The organism is bacterium (genome assembly GCA_040755755.1).
GTDB lineage: Bacteria > SZUA-182 > SZUA-182 > DTGQ01 > DTGQ01 > DTGQ01.
Genome location: JBFLZW010000083.1, coordinates 59,226 through 78,723 on the forward strand (window position 1 = coordinate 59,226; position 19,498 = coordinate 78,723).

At 49.8% G+C, this 19,498-nt stretch carries 10 protein-coding genes, 2 tRNA genes and 3 rRNA genes; 1 reads left to right on the forward strand and 14 read right to left on the reverse strand.

The features are described 5' to 3' along the window. Positions 1–10: 10 nt before the first annotated feature. The 6 genes from AB1611_21605 to AB1611_21630 form a co-directional block, all read right to left on the reverse strand. Positions 11–157, reverse strand: coding sequence for a hypothetical protein (locus AB1611_21605; protein ID MEW6382176.1), 147 nt, complete (start codon positions 155–157; stop codon positions 11–13). Positions 158–299: 142 nt separating this feature from the next. Continuing rightward, positions 300–415 (reverse strand): 5S ribosomal RNA (rrf, locus tag AB1611_21610). Between the two features lie 99 nt (positions 416–514). Then, positions 515–3,524: ribosomal RNA gene (locus AB1611_21615) — 23S ribosomal RNA — on the reverse strand. Between the two features lie 239 nt (positions 3,525–3,763). Next, positions 3,764–3,839: transfer RNA gene (locus tag AB1611_21620), tRNA-Ala, on the reverse strand. A gap of 13 nt (positions 3,840–3,852) precedes the next feature. Continuing rightward, positions 3,853–3,926, reverse strand: a tRNA-Ile gene (locus AB1611_21625). A 65-nt stretch (positions 3,927–3,991) separates the two neighbouring features. After that, positions 3,992–5,554, reverse strand: a 16S ribosomal RNA gene (locus AB1611_21630). The 16S, 23S and 5S rRNA genes sit together here with 2 tRNA genes alongside, the layout of an rRNA operon. A 476-nt stretch (positions 5,555–6,030) precedes the next feature. Between AB1611_21630 and AB1611_21635 the strand changes: the two genes are divergently transcribed. Beyond that, entirely contained in the window at positions 6,031–6,240 is a 210-nt protein-coding gene (locus tag AB1611_21635; protein ID MEW6382177.1) for a ribbon-helix-helix protein, CopG family, read from the forward strand. A gap of 18 nt (positions 6,241–6,258) precedes the next feature. Here the strand turns inward: AB1611_21635 and smc are convergent, their stop codons facing one another. The 8 genes from smc to glyQ form a co-directional block, all read right to left on the reverse strand. Next, positions 6,259–9,846 carry a chromosome segregation protein SMC gene (smc, locus tag AB1611_21640; GenBank protein MEW6382178.1) on the reverse strand — a complete coding sequence of 1,196 codons (3,588 nt, stop codon included), beginning with the start codon at positions 9,844–9,846 and terminating at the stop codon, positions 6,259–6,261. 21 nt (positions 9,847–9,867) lie between these two features. Continuing rightward, positions 9,868–11,058 (reverse strand): pyridoxal phosphate-dependent aminotransferase, encoded by a 1,191-nt coding sequence (locus tag AB1611_21645; protein ID MEW6382179.1) that lies wholly within the window; start codon positions 11,056–11,058, stop codon positions 9,868–9,870. 42 nt (positions 11,059–11,100) lie between these two features. Next, entirely contained in the window at positions 11,101–11,997 is an 897-nt protein-coding gene (locus tag AB1611_21650; protein ID MEW6382180.1) for a DUF5677 domain-containing protein, read from the reverse strand. A gap of 144 nt (positions 11,998–12,141) precedes the next feature. Continuing rightward, a complete protein-coding gene (gene coaD / locus AB1611_21655; GenBank protein MEW6382181.1) occupies positions 12,142–12,624 on the reverse strand; it encodes a pantetheine-phosphate adenylyltransferase in 483 nt (160 codons plus the stop codon). After that, positions 12,624–13,256: a 16S rRNA (guanine(966)-N(2))-methyltransferase RsmD gene (gene rsmD, locus AB1611_21660; GenBank protein MEW6382182.1), complete on the reverse strand. Its 633-nt coding sequence runs from the start codon at positions 13,254–13,256 to the stop codon at positions 12,624–12,626. Before rsmD ends, coaD begins: the two co-directional genes overlap by 1 nt. Positions 13,257–13,436: 180 nt before the next feature. Continuing rightward, positions 13,437–16,184 carry a pyruvate, phosphate dikinase gene (ppdK, locus tag AB1611_21665; GenBank protein MEW6382183.1) on the reverse strand — a complete coding sequence of 916 codons (2,748 nt, stop codon included), beginning with the start codon at positions 16,182–16,184 and terminating at the stop codon, positions 13,437–13,439. 3 nt (positions 16,185–16,187) lie between these two features. Beyond that, on the reverse strand, positions 16,188–18,389 hold the full coding sequence (gene glyS / locus AB1611_21670) for a glycine--tRNA ligase subunit beta (protein ID MEW6382184.1): 2,202 nt from the start codon (positions 18,387–18,389) through the stop codon (positions 16,188–16,190). Continuing rightward, entirely contained in the window at positions 18,329–19,198 is an 870-nt protein-coding gene (glyQ, locus tag AB1611_21675) for a glycine--tRNA ligase subunit alpha (GenBank protein MEW6382185.1), read from the reverse strand. The genes glyS and glyQ overlap by 61 nt, the downstream gene beginning before the upstream one ends. Between the last annotated feature and the right edge of the window lie 300 nt (positions 19,199–19,498).

Sequence of the window (19,498 nt, forward strand, 5' to 3'; positions counted from 1 at the left end):
ACCCATCTTTTCAAAGAACTATATACTGCCTTCTTTCTCTTTCTTCCCGTGGATCTTTCTCAACCGCGTTTTTTATTCTATCAACCTTTCCTCCCCCTGTCAAGCTCTTTGTTCGCTTTTTTCTCAACCCAGCATCCTGCTCAACAGGAAATCCCATACTATCATCACCTCTCACCCTTGTCAATATTTTTGTTTATTTTTTTATGATGAACATCCGGTAGAGGAGGGGAGAAGAACCGAGCTGAGAAAGCAAAGCCCGCAACACTGAGTTACGGGCTTTGCAGAGAAAATTAAATTAGCCTCGGCAGCGACCTACTCTCCCACCTCGATATAAGGCAGTACCATCGGCGCAGAAGAGCTTAACTTCCGTGTTCGGAATGGGAACGGGTGTTTCCTCTTCGCCATAGCCACCGAGAAAATGTAAGTCAAGTTTTTGATCTTTGCTTTTGGGGTAAATGGAGATTGAAGGAGGGCATCTTGCGCATTTACAAAGAATGCAGGGAAAGAAAAGAGTATGGTCAAGCCTTTCGATCTATTAGTACCGGTCAGCTCAACATATTACTATGCTTACACTCCCGGCCTATCAACCTTGTCATCTTCAAGGGATCTTATCTCATAAAGAGGGGATATCTCATCTTGAGGTGGGTTTCCCGCTTAGATGCCTTCAGCGGTTATCCCTTCCGAACATAGCTAACCAGCGGTGCCACTGGCGTGACAACTGGTACACTAGAGGTCCGTCCACTCCGGTCCTCTCGTACTAGGAGCAGAGCCTCTCAAATATCCTACGCCCATGGTAGATAGGGACCGAACTGTCTCACGACGTTCTAAACCCAGCTCGCGTACCGCTTTAATTGGCGAACAGCCAAACCCTTGGGACCTGCTTCAGCCCCAGGATGCGACGAGCCGACATCGAGGTGCCAAACTTGGCCGTCGATATGAACTCTTGGGCCAAATAAGCCTGTTATCCCCGGCGTACCTTTTATCCGTTGAGCGACGGCCCTTCCACTCGGAACCGCCGGATCACTAAGCCCTGCTTTCGCACCTGCTCGACCTGTGTGTCTCGCAGTCAAGCTCCCTTATTGCCTTTGCACTCTGCGTGCGATTGCCAACCGCACTGAGGGAACCTTTGGGCGCCTCCGTTACGCTTTTGGAGGCGACCGCCCCAGTCAAACTACCCACCTGACACTGTCTCCGATCCGGATTCACGGACCTGGGTTAGTACTTCAAATTAATAAGGGTGGTATCTCAAGGTTGGCTCCACTCAGGCTGACGCCCAAGCTTCTCCGCCTCCCACCTATCCTGCACATACCAATTCAAAGTACAATGTCAGGCTATAGTAAAGGTGCACGGGGTCTTTCCGTCTAGCCACGGGTAACCGGCATCTTCACCGGTGCTACAATTTCGCTGAGTCGCTCGTTGAGACAGTGCCCAGATCGTTACGCCATTCGTGCAGGTCGGAACTTACCCGACAAGGAATTTCGCTACCTTAGGACCGTTATAGTTACGGCCGCCGTTTACTGGGGCTTCGGTTCAAAGCTTCTCCCCAAAAGGATGACCTCTCCCCTTAACCTTCCAGCACCGGGCAGGCGTCAGTCCCTATACATCGTGTTGCCACTTAGCAGAGACCTGTGTTTTTAGTAAACAGTCGCCTGGGCCTGGTCACTGCAACCCCCTCGTGCTTCTCCTCACGGATAACACTAGCGGGGCACCCCTTCTCCCGAAGTTACGGAGCTATTTTGCCGAGTTCCTTAACGAGCGTTCTCTCAAGCGCCTTAGGATTCTCACCCCACCCACCTGTGTCGGTTTACGGTACGGTCACCTCACAGCTCACTAGAGGTTTTTCTTGGCAGTATGGGTTCAGGTAGTTTATGTCCCTCTAAGGAGACTCCCCATCACCTCTCAGAGTATATGCTATCCAGATTTGCTTAGATAGCCTCCTACGGGCTTAGACCTCGCTATCCAATCCGAGGATACCCTACCCTCCTGCGTCACCCCATCGCTCAAACGCTGCTTTGGTGGTACAGGAATATGAACCTGTTTCCCATCACCTACGCCTTTCGGCCTCGGCTAAGGATCCGACTAACCCTGAGCGGATTAACCTTCCTCAGGAAACCTTAGGTTTACGGCGACTCTGTTTCTCACAGAGTTTATCGCTACTCATGCCAGCATAATCACTTCCATACAGTCCACCAGTCTTCCCAGTCTGACTTCAACCCGTATGGAACGCTCCTCTACCAAAGAAGTTTTTAACCTTCCTTCCGTAGCTTCGGTGGTAAGTTTGAGCCCCGTTATATTTTCGGCGCAAGATCACTAGACCAGTGAGCTATTACGCTTTCTTTAAAGGATGGCTGCTTCTAAGCCAACCTCCTGGTTGTTTAAGTAATCTCACATCCTTTCCCACTTAACTTACACTTTGGGACCTTAGCTGACGGTCTGGGCTGTTTCCCTTTCGACTATGAAGCTTATCCCTCACAGTCTGACTCCTCCAGTAACATGTTGACAACATTTGCAGTTTAGTTGGACTTGGTAACCGAGATGGCCCCTTATCCATCCAGAGCCCTACCGCTGCCACTGAATCTGGAAGGCTAGCCCTAAAGCTATTTCGAGGAGAACCAGCTATCTCCGAGTTTGATTGGCCTTTCACCCCTACCCACAGCTCATCCAGGACATTTTCAACTGTCAAAGGTTCGGGCCTCCACATGCTTTTACACATGCTTTACCCTGGCCATGGGTAGCTCACCCGGCTTCGGGTCTACTCAATACAACTTGTCGCCCCATTCGGACTCGCTTTCGCTACGGCTCCACCTCCATCGGCTTAACCTTGCTGCACTGAGTAACTCGCTGGCTCATTAAGCAAAAGGCACGCGGTCTAGCTGAAAACCTCACGGCCTCATAGCTATTCCACTGCTTGTAAACATTTAGTTTCAGGTACTTTTCACTCTCCTCACCGGAGTACTTTTCACCTTTCCCTCACGGTACTTGTTCACTATCGGTCGTCAATGAGTATTTAGCCTTAGGAGGTGGTCCTCCCGGATTCACACAAGACTCCACGTATCCCGTGTTACTTGGGTGCCTGATCACAAGAGTCTGCTACCCTTTCGCTTACCGGACTTTCACCGTCTATGGTTAGCCTTCCCAGACTATTCAGCTAGAATGCAGTTTTTTAACTCCCTGGAGAATCTACACCTTCTCCCAACCAGGTCCCTCTACCCCGAACATACAACGCATGTAGGCTATCACGTATGTCCAGTTTAGGCTCTTCCCCGTTCGCTCGCCGCTACTGAGGGAATCGATTTCTCTTTCTCTTCCTCAGGGTACTGAGATGTTTCAGTTCCCCTGGTTCGCCTCTACCCCCTATTTTATTCAAGGATAGATGCCGGAATATTACTCCCGGCCGGTTTCCCGATTCGGGTACCCCCGGATCTATGTCTGTTTGCGACTCCCCGAGGCTTATCGCAGCTTACTGCGCCCTTCTTCGCCTATTGACGCCAAGGCATCCACTAAATGCTCTTAGTAGCTTGACCATACATTTTCCCTTGTATGTCAAAGAATCCTTCGTCTAATTTACCCTAGCAAAGATTCAATTTTCAAAGATCTAAAAAGAAACCACACAGACCCAAACTCACCAAAGATATTCTCTCTCTCTCTTCTTTTCTCTGTGTCTCTGTGCCTCTGTGGTTGCCTTTCTTTTTTTCACATATTACCCCTTCATGGGTATCTTTCAAAAACCTTTTTTCTTTTCTCTTTCCTGCTTTCTCTTCTATGGTGGAGATGAGCGGGTTCGAACCGCTGACCTCCTGCTTGCAAGGCAGGCGCTCTCCCAACTGAGCTACACCCCCTTTTTCTCTGTTATGGGCCTATCTGGACTTGAACCAGAGACCTCACGCTTATCAGGCGTGCGCTCTAACCAGCTGAGCTATAGGCCCAACAAAAAGGGAGGGTATCGCTATTTCGCTTATCGTCAATCTCAATGGATTCTTTCAATCCTTAGAAAGGAGGTGATCCAGCCGCAGGTTCTCCTACGGCTACCTTGTTACGACTTCACCCTAATCACCAACCACACCTTCGGCATCTGCCCCCCTTGCGGGTTAGCCCAATGACTTCTGGTGTAGCCGATTCTCATGGTGTGACGGGCGGTGTGTACAAGGCCCGGGAACGTATTCACCGTGGCGTGCTGATCCACGATTACTAGCGATTCCGGCTTCATGAAGTCGAGTTGCAGACTTCAATCCGAACTGTGACTGGCTTTTTGAGATTAGCTCCGCCTCGCGACCTTGCATACTCTTTGTACCAGCCATTGTAGCACGTGTGTAGCCCTGGACATAAGGGCCATGAGGACTTGACGTCATCCCCACCCTCCTCCGGTTTATCACCGGCAGTTCCCTTAAAGTTCCCAGCGCGACCTGTTGGCAATTAAGGGTGAGGGTTGCGCTCGTTGCGGGACTTAACCCAACATCTCACGACACGAGCTGACGACAGCCATGCAGCACCTGTGTACCTGTCCCCAAAGGGAAAATGCTATCTCTAGCACCGTCAAGTACATGTCAAACCCAGGTAAGGTTCTTCGCGTTGCTTCGAATTAAACCACATGCTCCACCGCTTGTGCGGGCCCCCGTCAATTCCTTTGAGTTTCATTCTTGCGAACGTACTCCCCAGGCGGGACACTTAATGCGTTAGCTGCGGCACAGAAGGAGTCGATACCTCCTACACCTAGTGTCCATCGTTTACGGCTAGGACTACCGGGGTATCTAATCCCGTTCGCTCCCCTAGCTTTCGCGCCTCAGCGTCAGTATTAGTCCAGAGAGCCGCCTTCGCCACCGGTGTTCCTCCCAATATCTACGCATTTCACCGCTACACTGGGAATTCCACTCTCCTCTCCTATACTCAAGCCCAGCAGTTTTAGACACAATTCCATGGTTAAGCCATGGTCTTTCGCATCTAACTTACCAGGCCGCCTACACGCCCTTTACGCCCAGTAATTCCGAACAACGCTTGCCCCCTCCGTATTACCGCGGCTGCTGGCACGGAGTTAGCCGGGGCTTTCTCTGGTGGTACCGTCAAACCATTACGTTCTTCACGTAACAGCACTTCTTCCCACCTAACAAGACTTTACAACCCAAGGGCCTTCATCGTCTACGCGGTATTGCTGCGTCAGGGTTTCCCCCATTGCGCAATATTCCCCACTGCTGCCTCCCGTAGGAGTCTGGGCCGTATCTCAATCCCAGTGTGGCCGTACACCCTCTCAGGCCGGCTAACCATCCTCACCTTGGTGGGCCATTACCCCGCCAACTAGCTAATGGTACGCGAGCGCATCCTGAAGCGAAAGCTTTCATGAAGAGGCCTTCTTTGATTAAAGCTGCATGCGCAGCCCTAATGTCGTAAAGTATTAGCACTCCTTTCGGAATGTTATCCTCTACTCCAGGGCAGCTTGCTCACGCGTTACTCACCCGTTCGCCACTTTACTCAGGGCCCGAAGGCCCCTTTCTCGTTCGACTTGCATGTGTTAAGCATACCGCCAGCGTTCGTTCTGAGCCAGGATCAAACTCTCCATCAAGTTTTATCCCTATCCTAAATTCCTGTCCGCAAAATAGCGATACCCATCTTTTCAAAGAACTATATACTGCCTTCTTTCTCTTTCTTCCCGTGGATCTTTCTCAACCGCGTTTTTTATTCTATCAACCTTTCCTCCCCCTGTCAAGCTCTTTGTTCGCTCTCCCTTTATCCTTTATCCGCCATCATTTTCTCACCGGGGACTACTATACTACCATGACTCCTTATTTGTGTCAATATCTTCTTTCAGCTTTATGATGATAATACCAAATGAGATGAACTGAAGACCACCGGAAAATGAATGCAATACGTCCCTATTTTATATGAAAATAATTATGAAATTCAACCAAGAAACCACTTTTTTAGATCGCGGCAGGTAAATTTTTTATTCAGTAATTAAATTTTTGTAGTGCGTAAAATATGATAATGTGATATTATTAGTAAGACATCCTTAAATCTGTAGCAAAAATGGAGGGAACTATGCAAAAAAAGAGACTCAATTTCACTATCCCAAAAGATAGTTACGAGGCACTGAAAGAATTAAGCACTAAAAGCGGATTGACAGTCAGCGAGATCATGAGAGAGGCTATTCGGATCTATAAATGGGCAAAATTAGAATCAGGGAAAGGAAACGTCATTGTCTCAAAAACCGATGACGGCAAAGGTGTTGAGACAAGGGTTATTCTCTAGTCACCAGCAGGTGCCGGATCAATCTCCTCCCGATGGAGAATGAGGTAATTCCAGACTGACTACCTTGGAAAGACCCGGCTGTTCGATCGTCACCCCATAAATCGCATCAGCAGTTTGCATCGTTTTCTTGCTGTGAGTGATAATGAGAAACTGTGTTCGCTGCTTGAATTCGTTGATAATAGTAAGAAATCGATCGATATTGGCATCATCCAGCGGAGCATCGATCTCATCCAGTAAGCAGAATGGACTCGGCTTCAGCAGATAAATGGCTAAAATCAGGGCAATCGCCGTCATGGCTTTTTCGCCGCCGGAAAGAAGAGATAAATATTGCGGTTTTTTCCCCGGTGGCTGAGCCACTACTTCGACACCTGTTTCAAGCAGATCATTGGGTTCCTCAAGTAAAAGCTCCGCATGTCCGCCTTCAAACAACCGTTTGAAGGCGGCTTGAAAATTAAAGTTTATGCTGTCAAATGCCTGCTGAAAGCGCGCACAGGAATCCTGATTGATCCGGCTGATCAGGGAATTGAGCGATTCGAGAGAGCTGCGCATGTCGGTTTCCTGCTGGTGGAGAAATTCATAGCGCTGAAGGAGCTGATTGTATTCCTCAATTGCCATAAGGTTGACTGCTCCCAGGGATGAGATCGCGCTCCTGATAGTCTGGAGCTGTTCCTGAAGCTCCCGGATTTCTCCTTCACCGAGAAGCGGAGAATCATCAGGAGGAATCATCTGGTCCTCAGGTAAATGGCTGTCTCCAAGGAGGTGACTCATGCGGATCTGTATCTCTGTCAGGTGAAGCTCAACCTTTTTGGTTTCCATGAGAACCTGATTTTTCGCCTGAAGGGCTTTCTTCAGTTTTTTTTCCAAATGCCTGACTATCTCGACCCGTTCATTACGGTCAGCTTCAAGCCTCGTGAAATCGAGGCTGGCAGCCTCTCTGTCTTGTATAAGCTGGGGGAGACGTCCGTTCAGCTCATGAAGGGTCTGATCGCTTTTTTGCCAATTGAGATCAATTTTTTCCAGCCTGCTCTGAAGATTAGCTATCCTCCTGGTATTCTGAAGCTGTAATTCCTGCTGGTGCCGCACGTTTGTCTGCAGCGCCTTGTGATGCTCCCGGAAGGAAGTAAGGGCGATTTTGCAGTCAGTCATTTGCTCCTGCAAGCTTTTCTCCTGCTGGCGCAAGGTATCAAGCTCATGAGCAAAGGTTCTGATTTCCTGCTCAGCCTGGATTTTTTCTTCCCTGACCTTACCGAGCCGCGCTTCCTGGTTCTTCAGATCCGCAGCCAGTTCTTCCTCATCAGCCAGAGCCCGCTCTTTTTTGTACTTGACTTCCTTGAGCCGCTGCCGATCCTGCTCAAGCTCCGCCTCAAGGTGAGAGAGGTCTTTTTGCAGCCCATTCAGGGCGATTTCAAGCTTATGCTGCCGCTGATTCAGTTCCTCCTTCTCCTGCCGCAGCTCTTCAATCTCTTTGGCTGTCTTGTTTCGGGCAGCTTCCTCCTGTTCGATATTCGATTGGAGGAGTGGAACCGAGACCTGCAACTCTTCCATCTGTCGTTTTCTGGCCAGAAGGCTTGGCGAGGTCTTCTGGGACTCTCCACCGGAAATTATTCCGCAGGAAGATAAAATTTCGCCGCTTCGGGTCACGATCCGATACTGTCCGCTCAGTTTCGGAAATATCTGTCTGGCCACCGAGATATCATCAACCAGAATCGTATGGCCAAAAAAATACGCCATAACTCTCTCATACCGCTTCTCATACCGGATCAGCCTGATTGCCAGGCCGATGATTCCCGGTATATCCAAAGATTCAAGAGCATGCTCCTCCAGACCAGGCGCAGTATCAGGGCAGGGAATGCCCTCAACAGCCATGAATGTTCCCCGCCCGGCCTTGTGCTCCTTGAGATACTGGAGAAGGATAAGCCCGTCTTCGAGGGTATTGACGAGCATGCACTGAAGATCATGCTCCAGGACGGTCTCAATGGCCTTCTCATAGGCCGGGGGCACGGTAATGAGCTCGGCAACCACTCCCACAAGTCCCGCTGTCTCCCGCTGATTTTTCTTTCTGGCCAAAAGCAGGTGTCTGACACTGTCCTGATATCCCTCTTTGCGCTCAAAGATATCTTCCAGCGAAAGGAGAAGCGATCGCTCGGCCTGAAATTTCTTGTCAAGGCTACGGATCCGAAGCTCTGCCTCCTTCAGGTCCTCAAGTCTTTGCTTCATCCGCCCGGAAAGCTCACTCTCCTGCTGCCGCATCTCCCCATGCAGACGCTTGTGCTGTTCAACCTGCTGGTGAAGGTTTTTCCTCCGCTCATCTTTGCGTTGAAGGTCATCCTCCAGTCGGCACAGGGTCCTCTGGAACCCTTCCTGCCTTCCCTGGATTTCTTTCTGTTTTCCTTTCAGGTTCCCGCACAGGTTCTCAAGCCGTGCCTCCTGATTCGTCAACCCCAGGACATCCTTGCGCCTGGTCTCGTAGGCATGATTTTTTTTCTGAATGCTCTGGCCAAGGAGCTGGCACTCGTTTTCCAGGCTTTTCAATCCTTCGCTTTTGTCTGCAAGGGACTGTTCTTTTTCCCGCAGGTCAGCTTCAAGAGTATGTATGGCAGCTTCGATTTTCGATTGGGATTTATGCAACTCTTCCAGCTCCAGATTGATAGCAATCCGCTCCTCCTCAAGCCGCTTCAACTCTTTTTCACTCGATTGCTGCTGCTGGGTGAGGGTATTTATCTGGCTTTCGAGCGCATAAACCGCTTTTTGCCGGATAGAAATCCGCTCTTCACATTCCAGAAGGGCTGTTTTGGACTTTTCAATTTCAGTCTCAGCCTGGGCAAGATCAGAGTTCACGGCCATTTCCCTGTCCTTCCACTGCTGAAGCTCTGCATCGAGTCCCTTTTTTTCCCGAAGAAGGCCGAGATACTGTCCCAGGGCGATTTTGTGAGCCAGCTCATCCTCCTGCCTGCGGTACTCCCGGTAGACCATAGCCAGCTCAGCCTGTTTGGACAGGGTATCTTTTTGCTTTTCCACCTCATGCAGGATATCCTTTATCCGCTCCAGGTTCTGTTCCGTGGCCTCCATCTTTTTCAGGGCCTCTTCCCGTTTCGACTTGTACTTGAGGATCCCGGCTGCGGATTCAATCAGCGAGCGGCGCTCTTTGGGCTTGGCCATGATAATAAAGTCAATTTTTCCCTGCTCGACAATGGAATAGGCACCCCTGCCCAGACCGGTGTCAAGAAACATATCAACGATGTCCTTTAACCGGCACTGACTTTTGTTGATAAAGTATTCGTTTTCGCCCGACCGGAAGATCCTGCGGGTTATGACCACTTCCGGGAAGGCGACAGGGAGGGAGCCAAGGTTGGTCAGTTTCAGGGAGACTTCCGCCATTCCCTTCGGCGGACGGCAGGTACTGCCATTGAAGATGACATCCTCCATCTGGCCTCCCCGGAGGGATTTGGCACTTTGCTCACCCAGGACCCAACGGATGGCGTCAGTGATATTGCTTTTTCCGCATCCATTGGGTCCCACAATGGCAGTGATTCCTGGTTTAAAAACCAGTTCCACTTTATCAGCGAAGGATTTAAACCCTTGGATTTTAAGTGATTCTAAACGCACGGACAGACTTTACAGCCAGGTTTATAATTGAGCCAGGGCATCTTCGATTCTATCCAGGCCAATCCGGATACTCTCCATACTACAGGCATAGGAGAGCCGGACATGGTGATCGGAACCGAAGGCAGAGCCAGGGACAACCGCAACGTGAGCTTTTTCCAGAAGGTAATTGGACAGGTCGAGGGAGGAATTGATAACGATATTTTCGTTCCTTTTTCCCAGGCACGAGGAAATATTGGGAAAGGCATAAAACGCTCCTCCGGGGTTCAGGCAGGAAACACCTGGTATCCTGTTCAACCGGCTGACCATGTAGTCTTTTCTTTTGGCAAATTCCATAACCATATCATGAACGAATTTCTGGTCTCCATTCAGGGCCTCAACTGCCGCTTTCTGGGAGATCGAAGTAGGGTTTGAGGTAGTCTGGCTCTGGATTTTGGACATTGCCTTGACCAGATCCTTTGGTCCGGCAGCATAGCCGATTCTCCAGCCGGTCATGGAATATGGCTTGGACACGGCATTGACCACTACGGTCAGGGCTTTGATTTCCTCTCCCAGTGAGGCAATACTGATACACGGAGTATTGTCATAGGTAATCTGCTCATAGCATTCATCGGAAATAATGACGATTCCCCGCCTGACGGCAAGGTCAGCCACTTTTTCCAGAATTTCCCGCGAATAAATGACCCCGGTAGGGTTAGAGGGACTATTAACGATAATGGCTTTGGTCTTTGGGGTGATCAGGCTGGCGAGAAGATCGGGGTTCATCTGAAACCCTTCAGACTCTCTGGTTTCCATAATCACCGGCTTTGCGCCAACCAGCTTGATTTGCTCAGGGTAGGAAACCCAATAGGGGGATGGCACGATGACTTCGTCCTGCGGATCGAGAAGACTCAGGCAGATGTTGAACAGAGAGTGCTTTGCTCCGCAGGAAATAATGATCTCATCCGGCTCGTAGGTCAGGCCGTTGTCCCGGGATAATTTTTTGACTACGGCAACTTTCAACTCATCGATTCCTGATTCTGCCGTATACTTGGTAAATCCCTGGTTGATAGCTGCCCTGGCTGCCTGTTTAACATTTTCCGGAGTATCAAAGTCAGGCTCGCCAGCACCAAAACCGATTACGTCGATCCCTTCAGCACGCATCTTTTTTGCCTTAGCGGTAATGGCTAAGGTTGGGGAAGGGCTGATCTCTTTAACCCTTGATGCCAAGTTCATGATCTTATTACCTCACTTATTGCCTTAATGTCCTCTGGTAGGTTAACTAATCTTACAAAGTTGTTGGAAAAGGGGTATAATCTCTCTTTCATACCAGACCTGAATATTTTCTCCCCCCCTGTATTTTCCTATCATTAGCTGTGTTGAACATAAAATGAAGCTAAGTGCAGAAGTCGTGATCTCTTTAATCTCGTTTGGATCTCTTAGCATTTTAACTTTTCCACTTTTTTGAACAAAAGAAATTAAATCTTGAGCATGTGTGAACTTAGACCAATGACGATAAAGAAGATCATACTCGGCTCCTCGCTTAATACAAATTGCCAATGTCCTTAAATCATTAGGACCACCAAACAATTGATACCAATGAGGCATATTCTTGAATTTTTGATATTCAGCCTCAATCGGTTGAATATGTGGTTTTGATAACATTTCCTCTAATGCTGATTTCCGTGCTCGTACGTCATCTATAGAGGGTAATTCCATGTTTTTTGCAATAATATCAACATCAAAATTCTTTTTAAATTCCATGCCTTTAGGTGTTGAAGGATCAAGACGATCATAGAAGTTCAAACGCTCGTGGATATGTCCAAGTAGCCATGATAAGGAACGCTGAACATACTCCCTATCATCTTCAAAGATATACTCCAAATATAATAGTGCCTCAAAAGAACTTCTCAGGAGGGGTATAGCAGGGGCGGTACAGCTTTCGGTTATAAGCACTTCAATCCCATCTGTTTGCTCAATAATGTGATGATATAGCGTAAATGGAGCTAGGTCCTCATCGATACCTCCATTAGAGGATTGGTCACATCTAACGAGAACATTCGTTGCATGATTGACCAACTCTTTCAGCAAAGGAGAAGCGATATCGATAATTTCGCGCCCCAATGCCTTTGATAAGTCTCGATCGAGAAAAGCCCTGAATGGTTCGGTAGACATATTTCTCTCCATGATGATTAAAGTAAATCCCTTGGTTTTTATACATTAATCACCATCGTTAGCCACTCTCCGGTCTCATTATCGAGTAAACCGCCCTATTGAAACCTTAAAAGTGTCGAAGGTCTAAAATAAATCTATATATTCCTATATCTTCCTGAACTTTTCTTCCAGTTTCGTTTTTACGTAAGGCTCCACCATGTCATCGATGCATCCTCCGAGCAGGGCGAGCTCACGGACCAGGCTGGAGCTTAGGTAAATGTAGTTGGCCTTTGGCGTTAAGAAGACAGTCTCGAATTCGTTGCCCAGCTTTCGATTCACCAGCGCCATCTGGAGCTCGGACTCAAAGTCGGAGATAGCGCGCAGCCCGCGGATAATGGCCTGAGCCTTGAGCTTGCGGGCAAAATCAACCAGAAGCCCCTGGAAAGAGGTCACTTGTACGCGGGATACCCCATGCAGACATTGCTCAGCCATGTCTTTGCGCTCTTCCAGCGAGAAGGCCGGTTTCTTGGGCGAATCGGCAGCTATGGCAACGATGACCTCATCGAAAAGCTTCAGCCCTCGATGGACCAGGTCAAGGTGGCCTTTGGTAACCGGATCGAATGTACCTGGATAGATTGCTCTTCGCATCAGGATTCCTTCTCTCTCTCTGGACATGGCTCATTCTCCTGCAAGGTTCTCTCTTTTTGAATCTCTTCTTTCCGGTAAAAAGAAAGGTGTGTATCGCCAAATTCTGAAACCCGCTGCTTGATCAGATTCCCGACCCGTTCCGGCATGCAATCTTTTGCGCTGTGTTCGGCAATGACGATATGCTCCTCATCGAATAGATCGGTTGCATCCAGGGCTTCCAGTGCTTTCAGAGCAAGGTCGGAACTGTAGGGAGGATCGATGAAGATAATGCCGAATTTTCTTCGCCGGTTCTGCAGGGCAGCAATAGCCCGCAGAACATCACAGTTGATGATCTCGAAGTTGGTAAAACCGCACAGATGGATATTGCTTCGGACCAATTCCGCATAAGAGGCTTTCTTTTCCACAAAGGTAGCATGTTTTGCTCCCCGGCTCAAGGCCTCGATGCCGATGTTCCCTGTTCCGGCAAAAAGGTCCAGAAAGCGCGCATCCTGGACCTGTGGCCCCAGAATATCAAACAGAGCCTCTTTGACCCTGTCCGAAGTTGGCCGAAGGGCATACCTGATCGAGGATTTCAATTTTCTTCCTTTGGCAGAACCGGCAATTACCCGCATTGGTTTTGTTTTTCTCCACAAAGATTAACCAAAGAGGTCTTTGCTCTCCATTTTCTCTGAGTTTGCCTTTGTGCCTCTGTGTCTCTGTGGTGTCTTTTGTTTTTTATTTTTATAATGGCAACCACTGACAATAATCAGCCCGGAGCAAACTCCGTTTGCTCCGGGCTGAGGGTTTACCTTGGTTTATCGATATGGTATCGATTATTCACCCATGGTAGTTTCTTTGCTGCCGCTCCTCTCTTCCTTGATTTTAGCATGAGCTGCAGCCAGCCGGGCGATAGGCACCCGGTAGGGAGAACAACTGACGTAGTTTAAGCCCGCCCGATGGCAGAACTCCACCGATGCAGGATCACCGCCGTGCTCGCCGCAAATACCTACCTTCAGATCGGGGCGGGTGGCGCGACCTCTTTCCACGCTCATTTTAATCAACTGGCCAACGCCAACCTGATCCAGGGTGATGAATGGATCGTCGGGCAAAATCTTTTTCTCCACATATCCCGGCAGGAAAACACCGGCATCGTCACGGCTGAATCCGAAGGTCATTTGAGTCAGGTCATTGGTTCCGAAGGAGAAAAATTCCGCCTCCTTGGCTATTTCATCGGACATGAGAGCTGCCCGCGGGATTTCGATCATGGTTCCGATCGAGTATTTCAGGGTAACTCCATACCGGCGCATAACTTCTTCAGCTACCCGGACAGCGGATTTTTTGGTATAAGTCAGCTCATTGACATCGCCGACCAGGGGTATCATGACTTCCGGTACGATGGAGTAGCCTTCTTTGGCCAGCTCGCAGGCAGCCTCGAAGATAGCCTGGACCTGCATCTCATAGATTTCCGGATAGGTAATACCCAGACGGCATCCACGATGGCCAAGCATGGGGTTGAATTCATGGAGGGATTCCACTTTGGACAGAATGCTTTCCTTGGCCCTGATCTTGCCGAGCATGTCATTAATTTCCTGCAGAGTGCTCAGGGAGGTTAACTGCATTTTCAGGTCGGCAATCTCCTGAATCAATTCTTCCCTCTTGGGTAAAAATTCATGCAATGGCGGATCAAGAAGCCGGATAGTGACCGGAAGGTCCTTCATGGCCTTGAATATGCCTTTAAAATCTCCCCGCTGCACGGGCAGGAGCTGATCGAGAGCTTTCAGGCGCGCATCCCTGGTATCGGCCATAATCATCTCCTGGACAATGGGAAGGCGCTCCTCGCCGAAGAACATGTGCTCAGTCCGGGTCAGTCCGATGCCCTGGGCACCAAAATCTCTGGCAACTTTGGCATCTTCAGGCGTATCAGCGTTGGTCCGGACCTTCAGGGTCCTGATCTCGTCAGCCCAGGCCATCAGCTTGCCAAAATCTCCACTCAATTCAGGTTTGATCAGCTTGGCCTCTCCGAGGATAACCTCGCCGGTCGATCCATTCAGGGAGAGGAAATCCCCTTCCTTGATCCTCAGTTCGCCAACAGTCAGGTAACCGGCTTCCTCATGAATGGACAGAGCACCGCATCCGGCAACGCAGCATTTTCCCATTCCACGGGCCACAACAGCCGCATGAGAGGTCATGCCGCCGCGGGCGGTCAAAATCCCTTGAGCAACATACATCCCTCCGATATCTTCAGGAGAGGTTTCATTCCTTACCAGGACTACCTTTTCCCCTGCTCCGGCAGCTTCCTGGGCTTTTTCAGCGGTAAATACGACCTTTCCCACGGCTGCGCCGGGAGATGCGGGCAGTCCCTTGGCAATTACCTTGGGTTTGGTTTTCATATCAATCATCGGGTGCAGGAGTTGATCCAACTGCTTTGGCTCAACCCGAAGGACTGCGGTGCGTTTGTCGATCAGGCCTTCTTCCACCATGTCCACCGCGATTTTCACCGCTGCGGCTGCCGTTCTCTTGCCGTTTCTGGTTTGCAGCAGGAACAGCCTTCCTTTCTGGATGGTAAATTCAAGGTCCTGCATATCCTTGTAATGGGTTTCCAGCTTCCGGTAGATATCTTCCAGTTCCCGGTAGACCTGGGGCATTTCCTCTTCCAGAGAGGGGAGGGCAGAGCCTTTCTTCTGGGCGATATTGATCGGCTGCGGGGTGCGGATCCCGGCCACCACATCCTCGCCCTGGGCATTGATCAGGTATTCGCCGAAGAATACCCGCTCGCCCGTGCCCGGATCGCGGGTAAAGGCCACCCCGGTTCCGGAATCATTGCCCATATTTCCGTAGACCATGGACTGCACGTTGACCGCGGTCCCCCAGTCTCCCGGAATGCCGTGAAGTTTCCGGTAGGTGATGGCCCGTTCGTTGTTCCATGAACCAAAGACAGCACCAATAGCCATGTCCAGTTGCGTCTTCGGATCTTCCGGAAAATCCCTTCCGGTTTCCTGCCTTACCAGTTGCTTGTATTGAGCTACGACATCCTTGAGCGCATGGGCATCAAGATCCGTATCGAGCTTCACCCCAAGCTCGTCTTTTTTGGCTTGCAGTATTCTTTCAAATTTCTCGTGAGACACTCCCATGACTACATTGCCGAACATGTTGATGAACCGGCGGTAGCTGTCATAGGCAAATCTCTCGTTTCCTGTCTGTTTGATCAACCCTTTGACCGTGGTGTCGTTGAGTCCGAGGTTTAAAACCGTATCCATCATACCGGGCATGGATACCCGGGCCCCACTTCGAACCGAAACCAGCAAGGGCCGGTCACGGTCCCCGAACTTCATGCCCATGATCTCTTCCATGCGGTGCAGGTTCTCATCAACCTGAGGCCACATGTCCGCAGGGTATTGCCGGTTATTCTTGTAATACTCGGTACATACTTCGGTGGTAATCGTGAATCCGGCAGGAACCGGAATGTTGAGATTCGTCATCTCAGCCAGGTTTGCACCTTTTCCCCCCAAGAGGTCCTTCATCTTAGCATTACCTTCCGCTCTCCCCTGCCCGAAGAAATAGACATACTTTTTGCTTCCCATTAATTACCCCCTTTCGGCGACAATCTTTGAAAAGTCAACCACCTGGGAAAAAGTGGCTTTGGTAGCCTGCAGCAATGAAAGCCGGTTGTGCTTCAGCTTTTCATCGTTGACCATTACCAAAATCTCTTCAAAGAAAGTATCGATGTAGCTTTTTAGTCCTGCCAGATTTTGTAATACCTGTCTGTAGTCCTCTTGCTGTAGTCCGATAGATACCTGTGCCTTGACTTCCTGCAGTTTGCCATACAGCTTTTTTTCCGCTTCTTCCTGCAGTGCATGAGAGTCTACTTCAGAGCTGACGGTGACTCCTTTGGGGATGATATTGATTACCCGCTTGAACGAGGTCATGAGTGATCCAAAATCAGTTTCGCCAAGGAAAGCCCTGACCGCTTCGATCTTCTTTTTGAGCCGTACAACATCGTCATCTCCGGTTGCCAGCACAGCTTCGATTAAATCGGAATCAAACCCCTGAGCACTGAAAGCCGACTGAATGCGCTGCTGAAAGAAAGAAGCTACCTCATTGCGCACCTCCTCTGGTTTTCTGGTTATTTTACCTTCCAGTAACTGAATGACCTGCTTGATAAGTTCGGTTAGTGAGAGCCGATACCCTCCTTGTAAAATGATATTGACAATGCCCTGACCCTGCCTCCGCAAGGCATACGGATCCTCCGATCCGGTCGGTATCATTCCAAGGCCGAAACAACCGGCAATGTTATCCATCTTGTCGGCAATACCGACCAATGCTCCTGACAAAGTTTTAGGCAGCTCGTCATCCTGAAATCTGGGCAGATAATGCTCATAGATGGCTGTTGCCACTTCCGGAGTCTCTCCTCCCTGCAGGGCATATTCTCTCCCCATTATACCCTGCAATTCGGGAAACTCCTTGACCATTTCCGTGATCAGGTCCGCCTTGCACAGGAATGCCGCCCGGTCAGCGGTCTTGAGGATATCTTCCTTCCGGCCGGCATGTCGTGCATCGGAAGACAGGGTGCTGACCAATATGGCAACGGTTTTTTGAATCCGCTCGACCTTGTCATACAGGCTGCCCAATTTTTCCTGGAAAACCACTTTCTTTAAGGATTCAACAAGCTCTGACAGAGGTTTTTTCCGGTCCTCAAGATAGAAGAATTCAGCGTCAGCCAGCCGTGCCCGCAGGACCCTTTCATTGCCAGCCTGAATCAGGCGGTAGTCATCGGTTTTGATATTGCAGATGGCAATGAACTTGGCCATCAGCTTGTTATTCCGGTCATAGACAGGAAAGTATTTTTGATGAGAGCGCATCGAAGTAACCAGCACTTCTTCGGGCAACTGCAAAAAGCGGCTGTCAAAGGATCCACAGATGGCTTTGGGATATTCGACCAGGCAGGTGACCAGATCCAGCAGATGCGGATCATCAGGAACGTGCCCTCCCTCGCGTTCAGACAGGAAGGCGATTTGCTCCTTTATCATCGCTTTTCTCCTGTCGGGAGAAATGATAACCTGAGCCTGTTCGGCTGCCCTGACAAAGGAAGCAAAGTCTGCGGCTTTGAATGATCCCGGACTGGTAAACCTGTGGCCGTAGGAAAGATCACCGCTTTCGATTCCATCCAGGGACAGGGGGACGACCTCCCCGCCATAGATGGCCATGATCCAGTGAATCGGCCGGGCAAAAAGCAGGTTTCCATCTCCCCAGCGCATCACTTTGGGAAAGGAAAGCGAGGTAATTAACTTTGCAAGAATATCGCCAAGGAGCTCTCTGGTTTTCCGGCCATGATGCTGCTTGACGACGACAAGGTATTCACCCTTGCCCTCGATGGTTCTGACCTGCAGATCCTCAACCGGAACACCCTGGTTTTTGGCAAATCCCAGAGCTGCCTTGGTTGGCTGCCCTTGTGCATCATAGCAAATTCTTTTTGGAGGTCCGGCAATTTCTTCAACAAAACTTTCCTGCTCCTCCGCCACCTGCGCTCCGTGCAGGATCAGGCGGCGAGGGGTCCCATAGGTGGCAATCCCCTGAGCCTCGATCCGGTTCCTGGCTAACAACCCTCTGGCCTCAGCAGCCAGCCGCTCCAGCGCTCCGGGAATAAACCGGGCTGGAATTTCTTCCACTCCGATCTCTAACAGCAGCTCCATAGGCATGGTAATCAGTTTTTTCTCTTCCTTCTTCTTTATGGTTTCAGCAGGGGAAATCCTTTTTTCTCCCGCTCCGTGAGGTAATTCTCGGCACATCGCCGTGCCAGATTCCGTATCCTGCCGATATAGCCGGTTCTTTCCGTCACGCTGATCGCTCCTCTGGCATCCAGCAGGTTGAAGGTATGCGAGCATTTCAGGCAATAATCATAGGCCGGAAGCACCAATCCCATCTCGGCCAGGCGCAGGGATTCCTGCTCATACAGGGAAAAGGCGGTAAAAAGCATTTTCAGGTCGGCTTTTTCAAAATTATAGGTGGAGAATTCGACCTCGCTTTGCAGATGAATATCTCCATAGCGGATTCCCGGAGCCCAGGCTACGTCATAGACATTATCAACCCCTTGCAGGTACATGGCGATTCGCTCAAGGCCATAGGTAATCTCAACGGATACAGGCTTTAAATCGATCCCCCCGACCTGCTGAAAATAGGTGAACTGGGTGATTTCCATTCCATCGAGCCAGACTTCCCAGCCAAGACCCCAGGCCCCCAGGGTGGGAGACTCCCAGTCATCCTCTACAAAACGAATATCGTGTGAAAGAAGATCGATCCCCAGGCTGGCCAGGCTGTTCAGGTATTTTTCCTGGACATCCAGGGGTGAGGGCTTCAAAATGACCTGATATTGATAGTAGTGCTGCAAACGGTTGGGATTTTCCCCATAACGCCCGTCCGTCGGCCGGCGTGAGGGCTCCACATACGCAACTTTCCAGGGTTCAGGACCCAGAACCCGAAGGAACGTTGCCGGATTGAAGGTACCGGCCCCTACTTCGATGTCATACGGCTGCTGCAGCACGCATCCTTGCGAGGCCCAATACTTTGAGAGAAAAAGAATTATGTCCTGGAAATTCAGTTTTTGACTTTTATCCATAAAATTTTTCCTATAGATTCTTGTAAATCAACTATTTAACAAAATTTTCCGCTGATGTCAAGCAAATTTTCAAAATGGGCTTGATTTTTTCCTGATGAGGCGGGGGAGGATGAGCAGTATTGCACAATTCATCAGTTTTTGATAATCTATCTCCCGGCAGGATAAAATCGAATAGTGAGCGTTGCTGGAGGAAGTCGCCATGCAATTTACTGATCCCCGCTCTGATTATGCATTCAAGAGGATTTTTGGCAACATACGGGCACAGGATATCCTGATCTCCTT

Excerpts from the sequence above, each read along its gene's own strand:
- AB1611_21605 (MEW6382176.1), bottom strand. The coding sequence starts at position 157 with ATGGGATTTCCTGTTGAGCAGGATGCTGGGTTGAGAAAAAAGCGAACA.
- AB1611_21635 (MEW6382177.1), top strand. The coding sequence starts at position 6,031 with ATGCAAAAAAAGAGACTCAATTTCACTATCCCAAAAGATAGTTACGAG.
- AB1611_21645 (MEW6382179.1), bottom strand. The coding sequence starts at position 11,058 with ATGAACTTGGCATCAAGGGTTAAAGAGATCAGCCCTTCCCCAACCTTA.
- AB1611_21650 (MEW6382180.1), bottom strand. The coding sequence starts at position 11,997 with ATGTCTACCGAACCATTCAGGGCTTTTCTCGATCGAGACTTATCAAAG.
- coaD (MEW6382181.1), bottom strand. The coding sequence starts at position 12,624 with ATGCGAAGAGCAATCTATCCAGGTACATTCGATCCGGTTACCAAAGGC.
- ppdK (MEW6382183.1), bottom strand. The coding sequence starts at position 16,184 with ATGGGAAGCAAAAAGTATGTCTATTTCTTCGGGCAGGGGAGAGCGGAA.
- glyS (MEW6382184.1), bottom strand. The coding sequence starts at position 18,389 with ATGTGCCGAGAATTACCTCACGGAGCGGGAGAAAAAAGGATTTCCCCT.